This window comes from Bradyrhizobium sp. SZCCHNS3016 (assembly GCF_032484535.1).
In the GTDB taxonomy this organism is placed as follows: Bacteria; Pseudomonadota; Alphaproteobacteria; order Rhizobiales; family Xanthobacteraceae; genus Bradyrhizobium.
The window spans coordinates 323,454-341,514 of the sequence record NZ_JAUETE010000004.1 but is presented as its reverse complement, the minus strand read 5'-3'; the positions used below and the strand labels follow the sequence as shown (position 1 = coordinate 341,514).

Here is an 18,061-nt window from a genome sequence, read left to right as displayed (position 1 = left end):
TTTGCCCCAAACCGCACGAAGTTCCGGGCGGCGCCGATCGCGTCGCCCGCGCCGTCTCACGAATCAATCAACCATAACCGCTTCGGGACTCCAGCGGTAAGAGTCCAGACCGTGAACGATGGTTGCGCCTGAGGAAAATGCGTCCGCCGATCGACTCTTTCGAGTCGGAACAGTGGCAAGCCCGTAGTTCAACGGCCCGTCGAGCCGAAGCCGCCGCTGCCGCGCGCGGTGGTCGGCAAGGTTGTCGCGAGGCTGAGCTCGGCGCGCACCACGGAGGCGATCACCATCTGTGCGATGCGCTCGCCGCGGCGAATCGTAAACGGTTCCTTGCCGTGGTTGATCAGCAGCACGCAGATCTCGCCGCGGTAGTCCGCGTCCACTGTGCCCGGTGAGTTCAGCACCGTGACGCCGTGCCGCGCAGCGAGCCCCGAACGCGGCCGCACCTGGGCCTCGTAGCCGTCGGGCAGCGCGATCGACAATCCCGTCGGCACCATCGCATGGCTACCTGACGCAAGGACGAGCGGCGCATCGGGCGGAACGGCGGCGAGCAGATCGAGCCCCGCGGCATGTGCGGTCTGATAGGCCGGCAGCGGCAGGCCCTCGCCATGCGGCAGGATCTGCACGTCGATCGCGATCGTCTGTGTCACGCAATGGGTCCCATGGTTCTGGCGATCTCGGCGACGAGCGCAGTCGCGACCTCGTCCTTGGTCATGATCGGCCAGGACGCGACATGGACGCCATCGGCGTCCTTCGTCAAGAGATGTACGGTGTTGCGGTCGCCGCCCATCACGCCGGTCGCGGGCGAGACGTCGTTGGCGACGATCCAGTCGCAGCCCTTGCGCGCGAACTTTGCCTTCGCGTTGTCGATCAGGTGCTCGGTCTCGGCGGCGAAGCCGATGACGAGACCAGGCCGCTTCTCCTTCAGCTTCGAGATCGTGGCGAGGATGTCGGGATTCTCGACCAGCGTCAGCGGCGGGATCGCCTTGTCGGTCTTCTTCAGCTTCTGGCCGCCTTCATTGGCGACGCGCCAGTCGGCCACCGCCGCGGCGAAGATCGCGACGTCGGCGGGCAGCTCGGCCTCGACGGCGTCGAGCATCTGCCGCGCCGATTCGACGTGGGTGACGCTGACGCCCTTGGGGTCGGCAAGCTCCACCGGTCCTGCGATCAGCCGCACGTCGGCGCCGGCGGCCTGCGCGGCGGCGGCGATCGCAAAGCCCTGCTTGCCGGAGGAGCGGTTGGCGATGTAGCGCACCGGGTCGATCGGCTCGTGGGTCGGGCCTGCGGTAATCAGCACGCGGCGGCCGGCGAGCGGGCGCGGCGTCGGCGGCTTGAGCATGGCGACGACGGCGTCCGCAATCTCGGTCGGCTCGGCCATGCGGCCGACACCGGCCTCGCCCTTCTCCGCCATCTCGCCGGCGTTCGGCCCGATCATCTGGACACCATCGCGCTGCAGGGTCGCCGCGTTGCGGCGCGTCGCCGGGTTGCTCCACATCATCGGGTTCATCGCCGGCGCCAGCAGGATCGGCCGGCTCGCCGCGAGCAGGATGGCGCTGGCGAGGTCGTCGGCGGCGCCGTGCGCCATCTTCGACATCAGGTCGGCGGTCGCCGGTGCCACCACGATGAGATCGCAGTCGCGCGCGAGCCGGATGTGGCCGACGTCGAACTCGCTGCGCGCGTCGAACAGATCGGTGAAGACACGATCTCCCGACAGCGCCGATGCGGCGAGCTCGGTCACGAATTGCGTCGCCGCCTTGGTCAGCACGCAGCGGACGTGGATGTGGCGCTCCTTCAGCCGCCGGATCAGGTCGAGCGATTTGTAGGCGGCGATGCCGCCGCCGATGATCAGGGTGACGCGGGCCTCGCGCGCCTGGCCGGGCTGGGGGACGAGCGGGGCAGAAGGGTTGGCTGGAGCTGGCGGCGCCATCGGCGGCTCGGACGGATCGACCGGCTCGATCAGCGCGCGCAGGATGACCCGGACCTCCTCTTCGACGGAGCGCCCGTTCTGCGCCGAGCGCAGTCGCAGATAAGTCTTGAGAGAGTCGTCCAGCTTGCGGATGGTCAGGCTCGCCATGACCGCCTCCCCAGCATTGTCGTTGTGAGTGCAATGCTAGCAGAAAATGACAGCAGTGCAATCATGGTGGGCAAAGCGGCCGCCGCGGCCGCCGCGGGCGGCAGCGTGCCCACCGTCGATGCGCATGCATCGGTAGGACGGTGGGCACGGCGCCACTGCGATCTCGCACGCGGAAACGGTACGGCTGCGCCTTTGCCCACCCTACATCTTCGTCACAACCTGAGCACCGCGAACAGAATGCCGATGAAGGTCAGCGCGATGACCCACAGCGCGATGGCGCGCCAGCGGCTCTTCTTGCCTTCGGTGCGGCCCATGGCGGCGATGGTTTCCGGCGACAGGCGCAGGCCGTCGCGGGTCATGGTCTCCATGTGCTCCAGCACGGCGGCGGCGCGGGCGGCGAGCACGGGCAGGGTCGCGCTGAGCCGGACCAGGTCGCCGACGCCGGACACGGCGCCTTCGATGCGGCCGAGCGGGCCGAGATTACGCTCGATCCATTCGCGCACCACGGGGTCGGCGACCTTCCAGATGTCGAGCTTGGGATCGAAGCCGCGCGCGACGCCCTCGACCACCACCATGGTCTTCTGCAGCAGGATCAGCTCGGGTCGGGTGCGCATGTCGAACAGGCCGGTGACCTCGAGCAGCAGGGTCAGCAGCTTGGCCATCGAGATTTCTTCGGCCGTGCGGTTGTGGATCGGCTCGCCGATGGCGCGGATGGCCTGTGCGAAATTCTCCACCGAATGATGCGGCGGCACGTAGCCGGCCTCGAAATGCACCTCGGCGACGCGGCGATAGTCGCGGGTGATGAAGCCGAGCAGGATTTCGGCCAGGAAGCGCCGCTCCTTCATGCCGAGCCGGCCCATGATGCCGAAATCGACCGCGACCAACCGGCCCTGCTGGTCCAGGAACAGGTTGCCCGGATGCATGTCGGCATGGAAGAAGCCGTCGCGCAGGGCGTGGCGCAGAAAGCTCTGGATCACCTTGCGGCCGACGTCGGGCAGATCGACATTCGCCTCCGCGAGCCGGGCGTGATCGTTCAGCGCGATGCCGTCGATCCACTCCATCGTCAGCACGGTGTTGGCGGTGCGATCCCAGTCGACCGCGGGCACGCGGAAGTCCGGATCGTCCTTGATGTTTTCCGCCATCTCCGAGAGCGCGGCGGCCTCCAGGCGAAGGTCCATCTCCATCGCGACCGAGCGCGACATCGTGTTGATGACCTCGACCAGCCGCAGCCGCCGCGCTTCCGACGAATGCGCCTCGGCCTTTTCGGCGACGAAGAAGAAATCGGAGAGGTCGCGGCGGAAGCGCGCGGCGACGTTGGGCCGAAGCACCTTCACCGCGACCGGACGACGAATGCCGTCGTGTTCGACCTCGCCGCGATGCACCTGCGCGATCGAGGCGGCGGCGACCGGCGGGCCGAGATGCGTGAACAGCTGGCTGATCGGACGTTCGAGGGCGGTGGCGATGACCGCCTCGGCCTCGGCCTGCGGGAATGGCGGCAGCCGGTCCTGCAGCGATTCGAGATCGCGCGCCATGATGACGCCGACGACGTCGGGCCGCGTCGCCAGGAACTGGCCGAGCTTGAGATAGGCCGGGCCCATCCGCTCCAGCGCGCGCGACAATCTTGGTCCGGACTTGGCGCCGGGGCGCTCGACCAGCCGCGCCAGCTTGAGCGCGAGCTGGCCCGGCGGCGGCGCCAGGCTCGGATCGACAGCGCCGAACACGCCCTCGCGCGCGAACACGAAGGCGGCCCGGGCGAGCCGCGTAATGTGGGTGAGTGCGGAGATCACAAACGCCAGCCGGAATGAAGCGCGACGATGCCGCCGGAGAGAGTCTGCCAGGACACGCGGGAGAAGCCGGCGGCCGAGATCATCTCGGCGAAGGCGCTGGGGCGCGGAAACTGGCGGATCGATTCGACGAGGTAGCGGTAGGACTCGGCATCGCCGGTGACGGCGCGGCCGAGCTGCGGGATCACGTTGAAGGAGAACAGGTCGTAGAGCTTGTCGAGCCCGGGGACCTCGACGGTCGAGAACTCCAGGCACAGGAAGCGGCCGCCATGCTTGAGCACGCGATGGGCTTCTGCGAGCGCCAACTCGATCTGCGGCACGTTGCGGATGCCGAACGCGATCGTATAGGCGTCGAAGGAGCGGTCGGGGAAGGCGAGCTTCTCGGCATTGCCCTCGACGAACGAGACCTTGTCCTCGAGAGCCTGCTTCAGCGCGCGCTGCCGGCCGACCTCGAGCATGTCGCCATTGATGTCGCAGACCGTCGCATGGAAGCCGGCGCCGGCCTTCCGGGCGGCGCGGAAGGAGATGTCGCCGGTGCCGCCGGCGACATCGAGCAGCGCGAACGGCGCATCGCTCTTCGGCGGGTTGAGCGTGTTGATCATGATGTCCTTCCAGACGCGGTGCAGTCCGCCCGACATCAGGTCGTTCATCAGGTCATAGCGCGAGGCCACGCTGTGAAACACGTCGTTCACCAGCGTCTGCTTCTCGCCCAGAGGCACATCCCTGAAGCCGAAATGAGTGGTTTGGTCCGGCTGATCCATCACCCTTACTCCGATACAGCACCATAGCGCCGATGCGGCCAAGGCGCTATCACGTCAGCCGGACAAGGTGAATGGTCGCGGATGCAAAAGGTGAAATGAACAGGAATGCCTGAGCTGCCCGAAGTCGAGACCGTCCGGCGCGGGCTGCAGCCGGTCATGGAAGGCGCGGTCATCGTCAAAGCCGAGGCCCGGCGTGGCGACCTGCGGTTTCCGTTCCAGCCCGATTTTGCGAAGCGCCTGCAGGGCCAGACCGTCAGGGGTCTCGGCCGGCGTGCCAAATATCTGCTGGCCGATCTCGGCTCCGGGGACGTGCTGCTGATGCATCTGGGCATGTCCGGCTCGTTCCGGGTGGTCAAGCCGGAGCACGAGGAGACGCCCGGCGAGTTTCACACTCCGCGCGGCAAGGACAGCGTGCACGACCATGTCGTGTTTCACATGTCGTCAGGTGCCGACATCGTATTCAACGATCCGCGCCGCTTCGGCTTCATGAAGATCATCGCCCGCGGCGCGCTCGAGTCCGAGCCGCATCTCAAGGGTCTGGGGCCCGAGCCGCTCGGCAACGAATTCGATGCGGCAATGCTGGCGCGCGCCTGCGCCAACAAGAAGACCAGCCTGAAGGCGGCGCTGCTCGACCAGCGCGTCGTCGCCGGGCTCGGCAACATCTATGTCTGCGAGGCGCTGTTCCGCGCGCACCTGTCGCCGCGGCGGCTCGCGGCAACGCTCGCCACGAAGAAGGGCGAGCCCACGGATCACGCCAGGCGTCTGGTGGAAGCGATCCACACCGTGCTCAACGAGGCGATCCGCGCCGGTGGCTCGTCGCTGCGCGATCACCGCCAGACATCAGGCGAGCTCGGCTATTTCCAGCATTCGTTCCAGGTCTATGACCGCGAGGGCGAGCCGTGCCGGACGGATGGCTGCGAGGGCGTGGTGAAGCGTTTCGTGCAGAACGGACGCTCGACCTTCTGGTGTCCGAAGTGCCAGAAGTGATGTGACGGCACGGCGTGCTGCTGCGCTTCGGGTCTGCTTGTCGCAATCGGGGGCAGGCGTATACTGCCGCCATGGCTGTCAGCTCACCCGATCTGAAAGCATTCCTGCTCGCGACGCCGTTCTTCGGCGGTCTGCCCGATGCGAGCCTCGATCTGCTGGTCTCGATGCTGGTCGCGCGTGAGTTCGAGAGCGGCGCCGTGGTCGTCGCCGAAGGCGAGGCGGGTCGTTCGATGTTCGTCGTGCACAGCGGCACGCTGGAGGTGAGCGAGCGCCTGGAGACGGGCATTGCGATCCGCATGTCGTCTCTCGCGCCCGGCGATTTCTTCGGCGAGATGACCTTGCTCGAAATGCAGAACAGGTCGGCCACGGTGGTCGCGGAGACGCCGACCATCTTGTATGAGCTGACGGCACAGAAACTCTACGCGTTCTACAAGGCCGACATCCAGGCCTATGTGATCGTGATGCAAAACATCAATCGCGAGCTGTGCCGCCGCCTGCGTCGCGCCGATGCGCGGATCAAGGCGCTGGAGACGGGCGCGCGGTCGTCGGGTTTCTGAACCTCTCCCAGCCTTGCGGGGAGAGGGAGCGCACCGCCCGCGCCGTGAAAGCTCAGAGCAAATTCCAACTACAACCCAGCCTTCCAGTTGATGCCGCTGTCGGCCCAGGTCGGGTAGGCCCGCGTCACCGGCAGCTTCGTTTCCTCGGCGGGCGGCGTCAGCATGATCGGGAATTCGACCTCGGCGTGCTCGCTCGCGTCCTTCAGCTCGCCCGCGTCGTGCATGACGTGGTCGCCGGCGAGCTTGCCCGCGGTCCAGCGCCACAGGCTGCGAATCTCCTGCGCCGACTTGCCGGCCGCGTCGAACTCGCTGACGCCGAGACCGGCGGCGAGCGCGTCCTGGTGGTCGTTGCGCATCATGATGAAGGGTTGCGCCAGCACCTCGGCGATGTCGCGTGGAGCGTCGGCGTCGAGCGCGGTCGTCGCGTCGGTGACGCGGTGGCCGCCGCGGATCGGGGCCTGGTTGAGCACGAAGGCGAACGGCTTGCGCCAGGCTTTGACGACGCTGAGCGTCGGTGCCGTCGCCTCGATGTCGGCGACGCTCGGACGCGCCGGAATGAGGCACAGGTCGCAGTGGCGGATCGCGGCGGTCGTGGACGCCGTGATGCCGGCCCCGGTGTCGATCATGCACACGGTGACGCCATCGCGCTCCAGCGCTTCGAGCCGCGGCTCGATCATCTTCGCATCGTAGACGGCTTCGACGATCGGCTCGCCCGCGGCGCGGCGCGCCTGCCATTTCGTGAGCGTGCCCTGACGGTCGGTTTCGATCACGCGCACCTTGTGGCCGGCCTGCTGGGCCGCCACGGCCAGACCAATCGCCAGCGTGCTCTTGCCGCTGCCGCCCTTCTGCGTGGCCAAAACGATCGTGTACATCGGGAGACAGTCCTTCGGATGTTGACGGAACTTATGAGAACGCCAAAGCTGAGCGCATCGCGATCGCGGTGCAGAGCTATTCTCGCTCAGGACAGTCCCGGCCCGATCCAACTCATGATGAGCGATCGCGGTGGTCCGAATCAGCACGCCGACAAAACTGTTCGAACCATCTCACGCTCGGCCTGTGCCTGCACAGACCGGTTGACTACGGCGGGAGCCGTTCCGAGTTGATAGCAAGGTGCTAGGAAGTTGAGTGGCAGCGAGCCGCGGGCAAGCTCGGCATCGCCGAGCATCATCCCATGCAGTCGCGATGCTGCACGTCCGATCCCCGCCGGCCGCCGTTGGGCCCTTAATTTTTTCTAAAACGACATGCTTAACATTGCGTAAACGCTGCCGCGCCGCAGTGCGCAGCGCCATGATCGCGACGCCGAACCGGTTTGGCGCAGGCTCTACTTCCGCACGCAGATCACGCGCACCGTCGCCGCCTTGGCGTCGAGCGAGGTTCCGTCCGGCTTGACGCCCTGCGCCGTGAGAAAGGCGCGCGTCGCATCGGCGCTGACCATCACGACCTGTGTGGACGGGATGAGCGCCGTGCCGGCCATGATTCCTGGCTTGAGCAGGGTGACGCCGGCGAACTTGCCGTCGCCGTCGAGCGCCGCCGCGCCGGAGAATCCGAGGCCCGGCGCCGGCGCCAGCGAGGCGTCGCCCGCGCCGTTGGCGGCGAGCTGGGCCTTGACGGTGCTGATCGCGGCACCGCCGCCCTGGCTCTGCGGATCGGCGATGCCGACGATGTCGACCGACGACTTCGCACGGCCGCCCGACAGCGCCAGCGGCTTGAGGTCGTGCGCGCCGTAGATGCGCAGCAGCGCCAGGCCGCGCTCCTTGTCCTCGGCCACGCGCTCGGCATGGCCGAAACCGGGAATGGTGATCGCCACGCAGGCATCGGTCACCTCGCGATCGGCGATGATGGCGCCGTCCTGGCTCACGATGATGCCGGTGCCGTAGTCGACGCGGCGCCGTGGCGCGGGCTGCGCGGCCAATGTCGACGGAAACGCGGTGAACGCGCTCGACATCGCGATCACGACCGGCTCGACCGTGTTCTCGGTGGCCTGATCGTAGAGGATGGTCAGGATACGCACCTCGTCGCCCCGAAAGGTGCCGCGGATGTAGAACTTCTTCAGGTTCTGCAGGCCCGAGAGCACGAAGAAGTCGGGCTTCACCACGCTGTAGTCGACGGTGCGGCCGGGCTCCTTCTTCTCGCGGTCGGCGAGCGCCGCGGTGGTCGGGTTGGCCTCCTTGCGGCGTGACAGCGCCACCTGCACGGTGCCGGTGGGCGAGGTCCATTTCGAGCCGGTGCCGTCGCTGGTCTGTTGCGGCACCAGCTTGGTGGGAATGCCGAGCCGTGCGCCGCTGACCGGCTCGGTCACGAGCTTCCAGCCGACGCCCTCCTGCTTGCGGCGCGCGGTGTCGGCGAGCACGGCGCGCTCCTGCGGGTTCAACACGCCAGTCGGCTTGCCGCCGGCAAGCTTCTGGTACTCCTTGATCGCGTTGACCATGCGCTCGCTGACGTCGCCGGTGATCGCGCCATTGTACTGGCCGACCCAGGCGAGATCGGATTGCAGCGCGAGCCGCTCGGCCTGGCTCATCGCATTGGCGGTGTCGGCGGGAGCCTGCACGCCCGGGCGCACCGGCTGGGTCGCGACGGACTTGGGCTTGGCGCCCGGCAACGCGCCCTGCGGCGTCTGTGCCTGCGCCGATGCGCACGCGGCGATGGCGCAGATGAAGGTTGCCGTGGCCAGCCGTATCATGACAAATCCCGATGCTCTTGCCGCTGACATAAATAAGCACATCTGCTTGGTCGGTCACAATCCGGCGAGGGTTCAGTGCGGAGATCCGCCGTCTTCGCCTTGGGCTGACAGCGGTGCGGCAGCGGAAGGACGGTGCAACGATGCTGAGCGATGAAGAACTGGAGCGCTATGCCCGTCACATCGTGCTGCGCGACGTCGGCGGTCCCGGCCAGGCGGCGCTGAAGCGGGCGTCGGTGCTCGTGGTCGGCGCAGGCGGCCTCGGCGCACCGGCGCTGATGTATCTCGCCGCGGCCGGCGCCGGCACGATCGGCGTGGTCGACGACGACGTGGTGTCGCTGTCGAATTTGCAGCGCCAGGTCATCCATGCGACACCCGACATCGGCAGACCCAAGGTCGAGAGCGCCGCCGAGCGCATCAACGCGCTCAATCCGCATGTGAGCGTCATGGCGCATCGGACCTGGCTCAATCCTGACAACGCGCTCGATCTGATCGGCGCTTATGATCTCGTGCTCGACGGCTCCGACAATTTCGACACCCGCTATCTCGTCTCCGATGCCTGCTTCCTGGCCGAGAAGCCGCTGATCACCGGCGCGCTCGGCACCTTCGATGCGTCGCTGACGACGATCCGGGCGCATGAGCGGGATGAGAAGGGCCAGTTTAATCCGACCTATCGCTGCCTGTTCCCGGAGCCGCCGCCCCCCGGCACCGTCCCGGCCTGCGCCGAGGCTGGCGTGATGGGGGCGCTCGCCGGCATGCTGGGGTCGATGATGGCGCTGGAGGCGATCCGCGAGATCGTCGGCTTCGGCGAGGGCCTGGTCGGCCGGCTGCTGATGCTGGACGCGCGGACGATGCGCTTCGAGACCCTGCGCTATGGCCGCGATCCGACGAATCCGCTGAATGGGGATGGGCCGGTGATTGCGGATTTGGGTGCGCATCGGAAGTGATGTGCGGGCTGAGCGGGAAGCGCGCGGCAGACTCTGCTGTCGTCCCGGACAAGCCTGCCGACGCAAAGCGTCGGTAGGCGCCGATCCGGGACCCATACTCCGTGAACGCAGTGAGGCGCGCAGAACGCGCTGCCTGCCTATTTCAGACATCACGCGGTATGGATCCCGGCTTTCGCCAGGACGACACCGGTGGCGAGGTGACCGGCTCGCGCCTCGTGACTCTCACCCCCGCCGCCCGCGCTCGCTATCCATGTGCACCAGCTGTGCGTCCGGATAGCGCTCGCCGGCGGCGATGCCAGGCGGGAACGCCTTGTCGAGCGCGGCGAGCTGCACCTCGGTGAGCTTCACGCAGAGCGCGCCGAGTGCTTCGTCGAGACGATCGCGGCGGCGGGCGCCGACGAGCGGCACGATGTCGTTGCCTTGCGCCGCGACCCAGGCGATCGCGACCTGCGCCGGCGTGGCGCCGACGTCGTCGGCGACGCTGCGCAGCGTGTCCACGAGCGCGAGATTGCGGTCGAGATTGTCGCCCTGGAAACGCGGCGTGTGGCCGCGGAAGTCGGCAGCGTTGGCGCGGTCCTTCGACCAGTGCCCGCTGATCAGCCCGCGCGACAGCACGCCATAGGCGGTGATGCCGATGCCGCGTTCGCGGCAGGTTTGCAGGATGTCGCTCTCGATGCCGCGCGAGATCAGCGAATATTCGATTTGCAGATCCGAGATCGGGTGCACCTTGTGCGCCCGGCGAATCGTCTCTGAACCGACCTCCGACAACCCGATATGCCTGATGTAGCCGGCCTGTTTCAGCTCGGCCATCGCGCCGATCGTCTCCTCGATCGGCACCTTGGGATCGAGCCGCGCCGGGCGGTAGATGTCGATGGCGTCGACGCCGAGCCGCTGCAGCGAATAGGACAGGAATGTCCTGATGGCTTCGGGCCGGCTGTCATAGCCGAGCCAGCTCCTGTCGGGGCCGCGCAGCGCGCCGAATTTCACCGAGATCCGGACGTTGCGCGGACCTGCGGACGCCAGCGCCTCGCGGATCAGCATCTCGTTGTGGCCCATCCCGTAGAAGTCGCCGGTGTCGAGTAGCGTGATGCCGGCGTCGAGCGCGGCGTGGATGGTGGCGATGCTCTCGGACCGGTCGGTGGGGCCGTAGAAGTCCGACATGCCCATGCAGCCTAGTCCGATGACCGAAACGTCGGGGCCGGTCGAGCCGAGTTGGCGGGTTTGCATGATCAATCTCCTCTTGCTGGCGCAGGCGGCCTGCTGGCCCGCCCGGACAACGCGGATATCGGCGCATTTCCTCGGTTCGATAAGCTGGACAATTTCGAATGGACTGTTCAACATATCGAACAATGAGCGAGCCGGACCTCCGTGATCTTCAGGCCTTCGCTGCCGTGGCTCGCAGCGGCAATTTCCGCCGGGCCGCGCGCGAGCAGGGACTCGCGGCGTCCAGCCTCAGCCAGCGGCTCAAGGAGCTGGAGCAGCGGCTCGGCGTCCGGCTGCTCAACCGGACCACGCGAAGCGTCGGCCTGACGCAGGCCGGCGAGGCGCTGCTGGCACGGCTCGAGCCTGCGCTGTCCGAGATCGAGGTGGCGATCCATCAGGTGCGCGGACAGCAGCAGGTCGCGGCGGGGCGCCTGCGCATCAATGCGCCGCCGCCCGCGGTCGATCTGGTGCTGGCGCCGATGGTCGCGCCGTTCCTTCAGGCCTATCCGTTGATCGAGCTCGAGATCGTCGCCGACAGCGGCTTCGTCGACATCGTGCAGGCCGGGTTCGATGCCGGCGTGCGCTATGGCGAGCACCTGGCGCAGGACATGATCGCCGTGCCGCTCGGCGAAACGCAGCGCTACGCCATCGTCGCCTCACCGCAATATGTGGCGCAGCATGGCCGTCCCGCGCATCCGCGCGACCTGCTGCAGCATGGCTGCATTCGCACGCGGTTCTCGTCCGGTGCGATGCTGGATTGGGAGTTCGAGAAGGACGGGCAGGTGATCAGGATCGCGCCGCCGGCTCGGCTGATCGCGGTCCAGCTCGGTCTGGCCTTCCGTGCCGCCTGCGACGGTGTTGGCTATTGGGCGACATTCGAAGGACATGTGCGCGATGCGCTAGCGGCAGGCCGCCTCGTCAGCGTGCTGGACGACTGGTGCCCGCCGTTCCCTGGGCCGTATCTGTATTACCCGAGCCGCCGGCAACCGCCGCCGGCGCTGGCGGCGTTCGTCGCGTTCGTCGGGGAGTGGCGGAAGCGCGCGGGCGCCCCGCACCCAGCTGCCGTCCCGGCCTTGAGCCGAGACCCATAACGTGAATGAGACGATGACGACCAGCGACGTCCCTCGCGGACATTACGCGGTACGGGTCCCAGCGTTCGCAGCGACGACACTGATTGTGGGGTCGAGTGACCGGCCTACAGCATGCTCGGCAGCACGCGGTCCGGCGGGCGGTGGTTGTCGAGGAAGGTCTTGATGTTGATGATGACCTTCTCGCCCATCTCGACGCGGCCCTCGATGGTGGCCGAGCCCATGTGCGGCAGCAGCGTCACCTTGCCGGCCTTGGCGAGGCGGACCAGGCGCGGATTGACCGCGGGCTCGTGCTCGAACACGTCGAGACCGGCGCCGGCGATGTCGCCGGCCTCGATCTGCCGCGTCAGCGTCTCCTCGTCGATCACCTCGCCGCGCGCGGTGTTGACGATGTAGGCGTCCTTGCGGATCAGCTTCAGCCGGCGCGCCGACAGCAGATGGAACGTTGCTGGCGTGTGCGGACAGTTCACCGAGATGATGTCCATCCGCGCCAGCATCTGGTCGAGGCTCTCCCAATAGGTGGCGCCGAGCTCGTCGGCGATGACAGGGGCGACCGGGCGGCGGTTGTGATAGTGGATCTGCAGGCCGAAGGCGCGGGCGCGCCGCGCCACCGCCTGGCCGATGCGGCCCATGCCGATGATGCCGAGACGCTTGCCGCCGATGCGATGGCCGAGCATCCAGGTCGGCGACCAGCCCGCCCAGTTCTTGCCCTCGGTAAGGATCGAGGCGCCCTCGATCAGCCGCCGCGGCACCGCCAGGATCAGCGCCATGGTCATGTCGGCGGTGTCCTCGGTGAGGACCTTCGGCGTGTTGGTGACGGTGATGCCGCGCGCCACTGCCGCCGCAACGTCGATATTGTCGACGCCATTGCCGAAGTTGGCGATCATGCGCAGCTTGCAGTCGGGCTGATTGAGAATGTCGGCGCTGATGTGGTCGGTGACGGTCGGAACCAGCACCTCGGCGGTGCGCACGGCGTCGGCGAGCTGTTCCTGGCTCAACGGCTCGTCATCGAGATTGAGCCGCGCGTCGAACAGCTCGCGCATGCGGGTCTCGACCGAGTCCGGCAGCTTGCGTGTCACCACGACGAGGGGCTTTTTCCTACCTGACATGTGCTGCTCTCATGAGATCTTTCAGACCTCATTAACCGGGTTCGCCGAAACTACCGTCGTCGCCTGAGAGCGGCGCTTCCCTGGACTGGTCGTGTCGGATCTCGCAGGTGGGCCGATCCGTTCCTGACAGGGCTTCGCGAGCGATTCTCAGGCGCTTCCTGGCCGCTTGTGTTCGGTCCTGTCTAGCAGAAGGCCGGGCCAAGACAAGAAGCCAACGGCGGGTCGGGACTGGCGCTTTCGGCAAGCCCTCTCTGTGCACGAAGGGGGGCAGCCGGGCAGTTCGATGGGGATCGGGCGAAGGATCGCAACGCAATCCGCTTTGATCGGAGCGCGCGTCGGTCCTTTCGAGGGAGAGTGAGTTGAGTAATTTGACGTTGTGGCGTTTCGGTGCAGTCGTGGTGCTGCTGGTCTGTCTGTTCGACGTTGCCGTCGGCAGAGGGGGCGTTGCGGCGAAGGACTCCGTTCTCACCACCAGCGGCCTGCCGGTGCCGCGCTATGTCAGCCTGAAGTCGGATCATGTGAACGTTCGCGCCGGTCCGACCAAGGACAACGACGTGGCCTGGGTCTATACGCGCTCGGGCCTGCCGGTCGAGATCACCGCGGAATATGAGAACTGGCGCCGCGTGCGCGATTCCGAGGGCTCGGAGGGGTGGGTCTATCACTCGTTGCTGTCGGGGCGCCGCACGGCGGTGGTCACGATGAAGAACAAGGACGATCTCGCCCCGATCTATGAGAGCGCCGACGCGGCGAGCGCGGTCACGGCGCGGCTGCAGGCCGGCGTCGTCGCGCAGGTGAAGAAATGCGGCAATGGCTGGTGCCGCGTGCTCGGCAATGGTTTCGAAGGCTGGATCCAGCAGCAGCGGCTGTGGGGCGTCTACGCCGACGAACAGGTCAATTGAAGGCCCAGGTCAGCGCAATGCGCTGACCTCTATCCTGACGCGCTCCCGACACAAAAATGCCCGCAGCGGGCGCGGGCATGATGCCTCGATGAAGCGGGCATGATGCCTCGATGAAGATGTTCCGGAGGCTCAGCGCTTCTTGCGCAGCCGGACTACCATGTCGATCCGGGCGATCTCGTAACCTTCGGGCGCCTCCGGCAGCTTCGACAACGCCAGATGCTGGTCAGGGATATCGACCAGCTCGTGGTTGTTCTCGAGATAGAAGTGATGGTGGGCCGTGACGTTGGTATCGAAATAGGTCTTGGTGCCGTCGACGCTGACCTGACGCAACAGGCCGGCATCGGTTAGCTGGTTCAACGTATTATAGACCGTGGCGAGCGAGACCGGAACCTTGGCCAGCGTCGCTTCCTCGTAGAGCATTTCCGCCGTCAGATGCCGCGCACCCTTGCCGAACAACAGCCAGCCAAGGGCCATGCGCTGGCGGGTCGGGCGCAGCCCGGCCGCCTGCAGCATCTCGTTGACGTCGTGCCATGGGCAGCCGTTGAGCGCCGGCTGCCGGCCGTTCCCGAGATCCGGGCTGCCGCGGTCATGACCACTCATCGAGGCGTTGTTGCTGACATCCACTTCAAGCACCGCACAATTCGCTCTCATCTATAACCGATATAGGAAGAAACCCATTCAGATGCAAGCTTATCGCAACTAACGTATCTAGAACGCCCCTAAACTGCATTTACCGCCCGGTTCGGGCGCGGGCCCCGGTGCTGCGTCGATTTACCTGGATACGCGCATTGACGCCGCAATCCTCTATGTTAGAGAGCGCCCGGACCCGATTTGCCCTGCCATGGTGAGCGCCGGCGGCCGTGATGGCCATGTGCGCGAATCCAGGCGTCGTTAGGCCCGCCGCTGACAACGGTCATGTTCGCCAGGTGCGATGGCCCAGCCTTCGTGCCGACGCGATGACCGGCCAGCGCGGCGCGGAGGGGGGCGGCGCGCGGGATCGGTCCATGTCGCGCGGCACAAATTCCACCGGGGATCGTTGAGAAAGGCCACCAAGCATGCTGGATCGGCGCAGCGCATATGAATACGAGGACCTGCTGGCCTGCGGCCGCGGGGAGCTGTTCGGCCCCGGCAATGCGCAACTGCCGCTGCCGCCGATGCTGATGTTCGATCGGATCGTCGAGATCTCCGAGACCGGCGGCGAGTTCGGCAAGGGTGTCGTCCGCGCCGAGCTCGACGTGAAGCCGGATCTCTGGTTCTTCGGCTGCCATTTCAAGAATGATCCGGTGATGCCGGGCTGTCTCGGCCTCGATGCGATGTGGCAGATGGTGGGCTTCTACCTCGGCTGGACCGGCGGCGCCGGGCGCGGCCGTGCGCTGGGCCTCGGCGACCTCAAGTTCTCCGGCCAGGTTCTGCCGACCGCGCGTAAGGTTGTGTACAATGTCGACATCAAGCGCGTGATGCGCTCAAAGCTGGTGCTCGGTATTGCCGACGGGTGGCTTTCGATGGATGGCGAGATTATCTATCGCGCCAAGGACCTGAAGGTCGGCCTGTTCAAGCAGGACGCCGCGCCGACTTGAACCAGCGGGCTGCGACCACAGACAGTGCAGCAGGCACGGCTGCAACAGAACACACGAGCAAAGTGAGGCGGACATCATGAGGCGGGTTGTCATCACGGGCATGGGCATCGTCTCATCGATCGGCAACAACACCCAGGAGGTGCTCGCCAGCCTGTACGAGGCGAAGTCCGGCATCTCCCGTGCTGAGAAATATGCCGAGCTTGGATTTCGTTCGCAGGTGCAAGGTGCGCCGACGCTGAATCCCGCCGACGTGGTCGACCGCCGCGCCATGCGCTTCCTCGGCGAGGGGGCGGCGTGGAATCATGTCGCCATGGAGCAGGCGATCCTCGATTCCGGGCTGGAGCCGACCGACGTCTCCAACGTCCGCACCGGCATCATCATGGGCTCAGGCGGGCCATCGACGCGCACGCTGGTGGAAGCGGCCGACATCACCCGCACCAAGGGCCCGAAGCGCGTCGGTCCGTTCGCCGTGCCGAAGGCGATGTCGTCGACGGCCTCGGCGACGCTGGCGACCTGGTTCAAGATCAAGGGCGTCAACTACTCGATCTCCTCGGCTTGTGCGACCTCCAATCATTGCATCGGCAATTCCTACGAGATGATCCAGTACGGCAAGCAGGACGTGATGTTCGCCGGCGGCTGCGAGGAGCTCGACTGGACGCTGTCGGTGCTGTTCGACGCGATGGGCGCGATGTCGTCGAAGCACAACGACACGCCCGCCACCGCGTCGCGGCCCTATGACGTGACGCGCGACGGCTTCGTGATCGCAGGCGGCGCCGGCGTCCTCGTGCTGGAAGAGCTCGAGCATGCCAAGGCGCGCGGCGCCAAGATCTACGGCGAGATCGTGGGCTACGGCGCGACCTCCGACGGCTACGACATGGTTGCGCCTTCCGGCGAGGGTGCCGAGCGCTGCATGCAGCTCGCGCTGTCGACCGTGAAGACCAAGATCGACTACATCAATCCGCATGCGACCTCGACGCCCGCCGGCGATCCGCCGGAGATCGAGGCGATCCGGAAAGTGTTCGGCCGCGGCGAGAAGTGTCCGCCGATCTCGGCGACCAAGGCGCTGACCGGCCACTCGCTCGGCGCCACCGGCGTCCAGGAGGCGATCTATTCGCTGCTGATGATGAAGAACGGCTTCATCTGCGAGAGCGCCAACATCACCGAGCTCGACCCGGCCTTCGCCGACATGCCGATCGTCCGCAAGCGCATCGACAACGCCAAGCTCGGCACCGTGCTGTCGAACTCGTTCGGCTTCGGCGGCACCAACGCGACGCTGGTGTTCAAGCAGCTCGACGCTTAAGATTTCCAACAGCACTGGTTTCGTCGGCATCATGGCCGGGCAGCAGCGCGAAGCTCATTCTTCGCACCGATGTCCGGCCATTGGCGTCTCGAAGGCGGAACGATCATCCTGGCTGGGCCGATCCCGGCATGACGAAGGAGAGACATCATGCAGGGTCTGATGGCAGGCAAGCGCGGCCTGGTCATGGGCATCGCCAACGACCATTCGATCGCCTGGGGCATCGCCAAGACGCTGGCGGCGCATGGTGCCGAGATGGCCTTCACCTATCAGGGCGACGCGCTCGGCAAGCGCGTCCGTCCGCTCGCCGACGAGCTCGGCGTCAAGCACGTGCTGTCCTGCGACGTCGAGGACATTGCCAGCGTCGATAGCGTATTCACGGCGCTGCGCGAGGCCTGGGGCGGGCTCGACTTCGTCGTCCACGCGGTCGCCTTCTCCGACAAGAACGAGCTCAAGGGCCGCTATGCCGACACCTCGCGCGAGAATTTTGCGCGCACGATGCTGATCTCCTGCTTCTCCTTCACCGAGATCGCCAAGCGCGCCGCCGAGCTGATGCCGGAGAGCGGCGGCAGCATGATCACCTTGACCTTCGACGGCTCCAACCGCGTGATGCCGAACTACAACGTGATGGGTGTCGCCAAGGCCGCGTTGGAAGCCTCGGTGCGCTATCTCGCCGCCGACTACGGCCGCCGCAGCATCCGTGTCAATGCGATCTCGGCCGGCCCGGTGCGCACGCTGGCGGGCTCGGGCATCGGCGATGCCCGCTTCATGTTCGCGTTCCAGCAGAAGCACTCGCCGCTCGGTCGCGGCGTGACGCTGGAGGAGCTTGGCGGCTCGGCGCTCTATCTGCTGTCGGAGCTGTCCGGTGGCGTCACCGGCGAGATCCACTACGTCGATTCCGGCTACAACGTGATCTCGATGCCGCGCCCCGAGGATCTCAAGGCGGACTGATCTCCGCGCGCATCGGCGGTATCAGGGGAACGCGAGACTCCGTCCCCTCGATCAACCCAAATTTTCCCAGTTGAAGACAATGTTCCTGAACGGCTAATCAGGAAGCATTGGCGCAACACTTGTTGGTTGTTGCGACGACGCTGCGATGCACCA

At 66.6% G+C, this 18,061-nt stretch carries 17 protein-coding genes; 8 read left to right on the top strand and 9 right to left on the bottom strand.

Features of this window, described 5'->3' with window-relative positions; translation table 11 throughout:
- Positions 1 to 188 precede the first annotated feature (188 nt).
- The 4 genes from dut to ubiE all read right to left on the bottom strand — a co-directional run bounded on the left by dut (position 189) and on the right by ubiE (position 4,616).
- Positions 189 to 647: a dUTP diphosphatase gene (gene dut / locus QW881_RS11455; protein WP_315758145.1), complete on the bottom strand. Its 459-nt coding sequence runs from the start codon at positions 645 to 647 to the stop codon at positions 189 to 191.
- Positions 644 to 2,071: a bifunctional phosphopantothenoylcysteine decarboxylase/phosphopantothenate--cysteine ligase CoaBC gene (gene coaBC, locus QW881_RS11450; RefSeq protein ID WP_315758144.1), complete on the bottom strand. Its 1,428-nt coding sequence runs from the start codon at positions 2,069 to 2,071 to the stop codon at positions 644 to 646. The genes dut and coaBC overlap by 4 nt, the downstream gene beginning before the upstream one ends.
- Positions 2,072 to 2,283: 212 nt before the next feature.
- Positions 2,284 to 3,858 (bottom strand): 2-polyprenylphenol 6-hydroxylase, encoded by a 1,575-nt coding sequence (gene ubiB, locus QW881_RS11445; protein WP_315758143.1) that lies wholly within the window; start codon positions 3,856 to 3,858, stop codon positions 2,284 to 2,286.
- On the bottom strand, positions 3,855 to 4,616 hold the full coding sequence (gene ubiE / locus QW881_RS11440) for a bifunctional demethylmenaquinone methyltransferase/2-methoxy-6-polyprenyl-1,4-benzoquinol methylase UbiE (protein WP_315758142.1): 762 nt from the start codon (positions 4,614 to 4,616) through the stop codon (positions 3,855 to 3,857). Before ubiE ends, ubiB begins: the two co-directional genes overlap by 4 nt.
- Before the next feature lie 105 nt (positions 4,617 to 4,721).
- Here ubiE and mutM point away from each other — a divergent pair, with 105 nt between their 5' ends.
- The gene (mutM, locus tag QW881_RS11435; protein ID WP_315758141.1) at positions 4,722 to 5,603 is read left to right on the top strand and encodes a bifunctional DNA-formamidopyrimidine glycosylase/DNA-(apurinic or apyrimidinic site) lyase; all 882 of its coding nucleotides are present in this window, start codon (positions 4,722 to 4,724) and stop codon (positions 5,601 to 5,603) included.
- Between the two features lie 71 nt (positions 5,604 to 5,674).
- Positions 5,675 to 6,160, top strand: a complete 486-nt coding sequence (locus QW881_RS11430) for a cyclic nucleotide-binding domain-containing protein (RefSeq protein WP_315758140.1) — start codon at positions 5,675 to 5,677, stop codon at positions 6,158 to 6,160.
- Between the two features lie 68 nt (positions 6,161 to 6,228).
- Here QW881_RS11430 and QW881_RS11425 read toward each other — a convergent pair whose 3' ends face one another.
- Positions 6,229 to 7,032, bottom strand: coding sequence for a ParA family protein (locus QW881_RS11425; protein WP_315758139.1), 804 nt, complete (start codon positions 7,030 to 7,032; stop codon positions 6,229 to 6,231).
- 449 nt (positions 7,033 to 7,481) lie between these two features.
- The gene (locus QW881_RS11420) at positions 7,482 to 8,840 is read right to left on the bottom strand and encodes a peptidoglycan-binding protein (protein ID WP_315758138.1); all 1,359 of its coding nucleotides are present in this window, start codon (positions 8,838 to 8,840) and stop codon (positions 7,482 to 7,484) included.
- Between the two features lie 140 nt (positions 8,841 to 8,980).
- Between QW881_RS11420 and QW881_RS11415 the strand changes: the two genes are divergently transcribed.
- Entirely contained in the window at positions 8,981 to 9,784 is an 804-nt protein-coding gene (locus QW881_RS11415; protein ID WP_315758137.1) for a molybdopterin-synthase adenylyltransferase MoeB, read from the top strand.
- Between the two features lie 222 nt (positions 9,785 to 10,006).
- On the opposite strand, the gene QW881_RS11410 is transcribed toward QW881_RS11415, so the two are convergent.
- Entirely contained in the window at positions 10,007 to 11,011 is a 1,005-nt protein-coding gene (locus QW881_RS11410; protein ID WP_315758136.1) for an aldo/keto reductase, read from the bottom strand.
- Between the two features lie 122 nt (positions 11,012 to 11,133).
- Between QW881_RS11410 and QW881_RS11405 the strand changes: the two genes are divergently transcribed.
- A complete protein-coding gene (locus QW881_RS11405; RefSeq protein ID WP_315758135.1) occupies positions 11,134 to 12,078 on the top strand; it encodes a LysR family transcriptional regulator in 945 nt (314 codons plus the stop codon).
- Between the two features lie 104 nt (positions 12,079 to 12,182).
- On the opposite strand, the gene QW881_RS11400 is transcribed toward QW881_RS11405, so the two are convergent.
- Positions 12,183 to 13,184 (bottom strand): D-glycerate dehydrogenase, encoded by a 1,002-nt coding sequence (locus QW881_RS11400; RefSeq protein ID WP_315735614.1) that lies wholly within the window; start codon positions 13,182 to 13,184, stop codon positions 12,183 to 12,185.
- 413 nt (positions 13,185 to 13,597) lie between these two features.
- Between QW881_RS11400 and QW881_RS11395 the strand changes: the two genes are divergently transcribed.
- Entirely contained in the window at positions 13,598 to 14,083 is a 486-nt protein-coding gene (locus tag QW881_RS11395) for an SH3 domain-containing protein (RefSeq protein WP_409997689.1), read from the top strand.
- 129 nt (positions 14,084 to 14,212) lie between these two features.
- On the opposite strand, the gene irrA is transcribed toward QW881_RS11395, so the two are convergent.
- Entirely contained in the window at positions 14,213 to 14,683 is a 471-nt protein-coding gene (irrA, locus tag QW881_RS11390; protein ID WP_315758200.1) for an iron response transcriptional regulator IrrA, read from the bottom strand.
- Positions 14,684 to 15,138: 455 nt separating this feature from the next.
- Between irrA and fabA the strand changes: the two genes are divergently transcribed.
- The 3 genes from fabA to fabI all read left to right on the top strand — a co-directional run bounded on the left by fabA (position 15,139) and on the right by fabI (position 17,908).
- On the top strand, positions 15,139 to 15,660 hold the full coding sequence (gene fabA, locus QW881_RS11385) for a 3-hydroxyacyl-[acyl-carrier-protein] dehydratase FabA (RefSeq protein ID WP_315735612.1): 522 nt from the start codon (positions 15,139 to 15,141) through the stop codon (positions 15,658 to 15,660).
- Positions 15,661 to 15,736: 76 nt separating this feature from the next.
- A complete protein-coding gene (fabB, locus tag QW881_RS11380) occupies positions 15,737 to 16,960 on the top strand; it encodes a beta-ketoacyl-ACP synthase I (protein ID WP_315716915.1) in 1,224 nt (407 codons plus the stop codon).
- A 147-nt stretch (positions 16,961 to 17,107) separates the two neighbouring features.
- The gene (gene fabI, locus QW881_RS11375; RefSeq protein WP_315735608.1) at positions 17,108 to 17,908 is read left to right on the top strand and encodes an enoyl-ACP reductase FabI; all 801 of its coding nucleotides are present in this window, start codon (positions 17,108 to 17,110) and stop codon (positions 17,906 to 17,908) included.
- Positions 17,909 to 18,061: the final 153 nt, after the last annotated feature.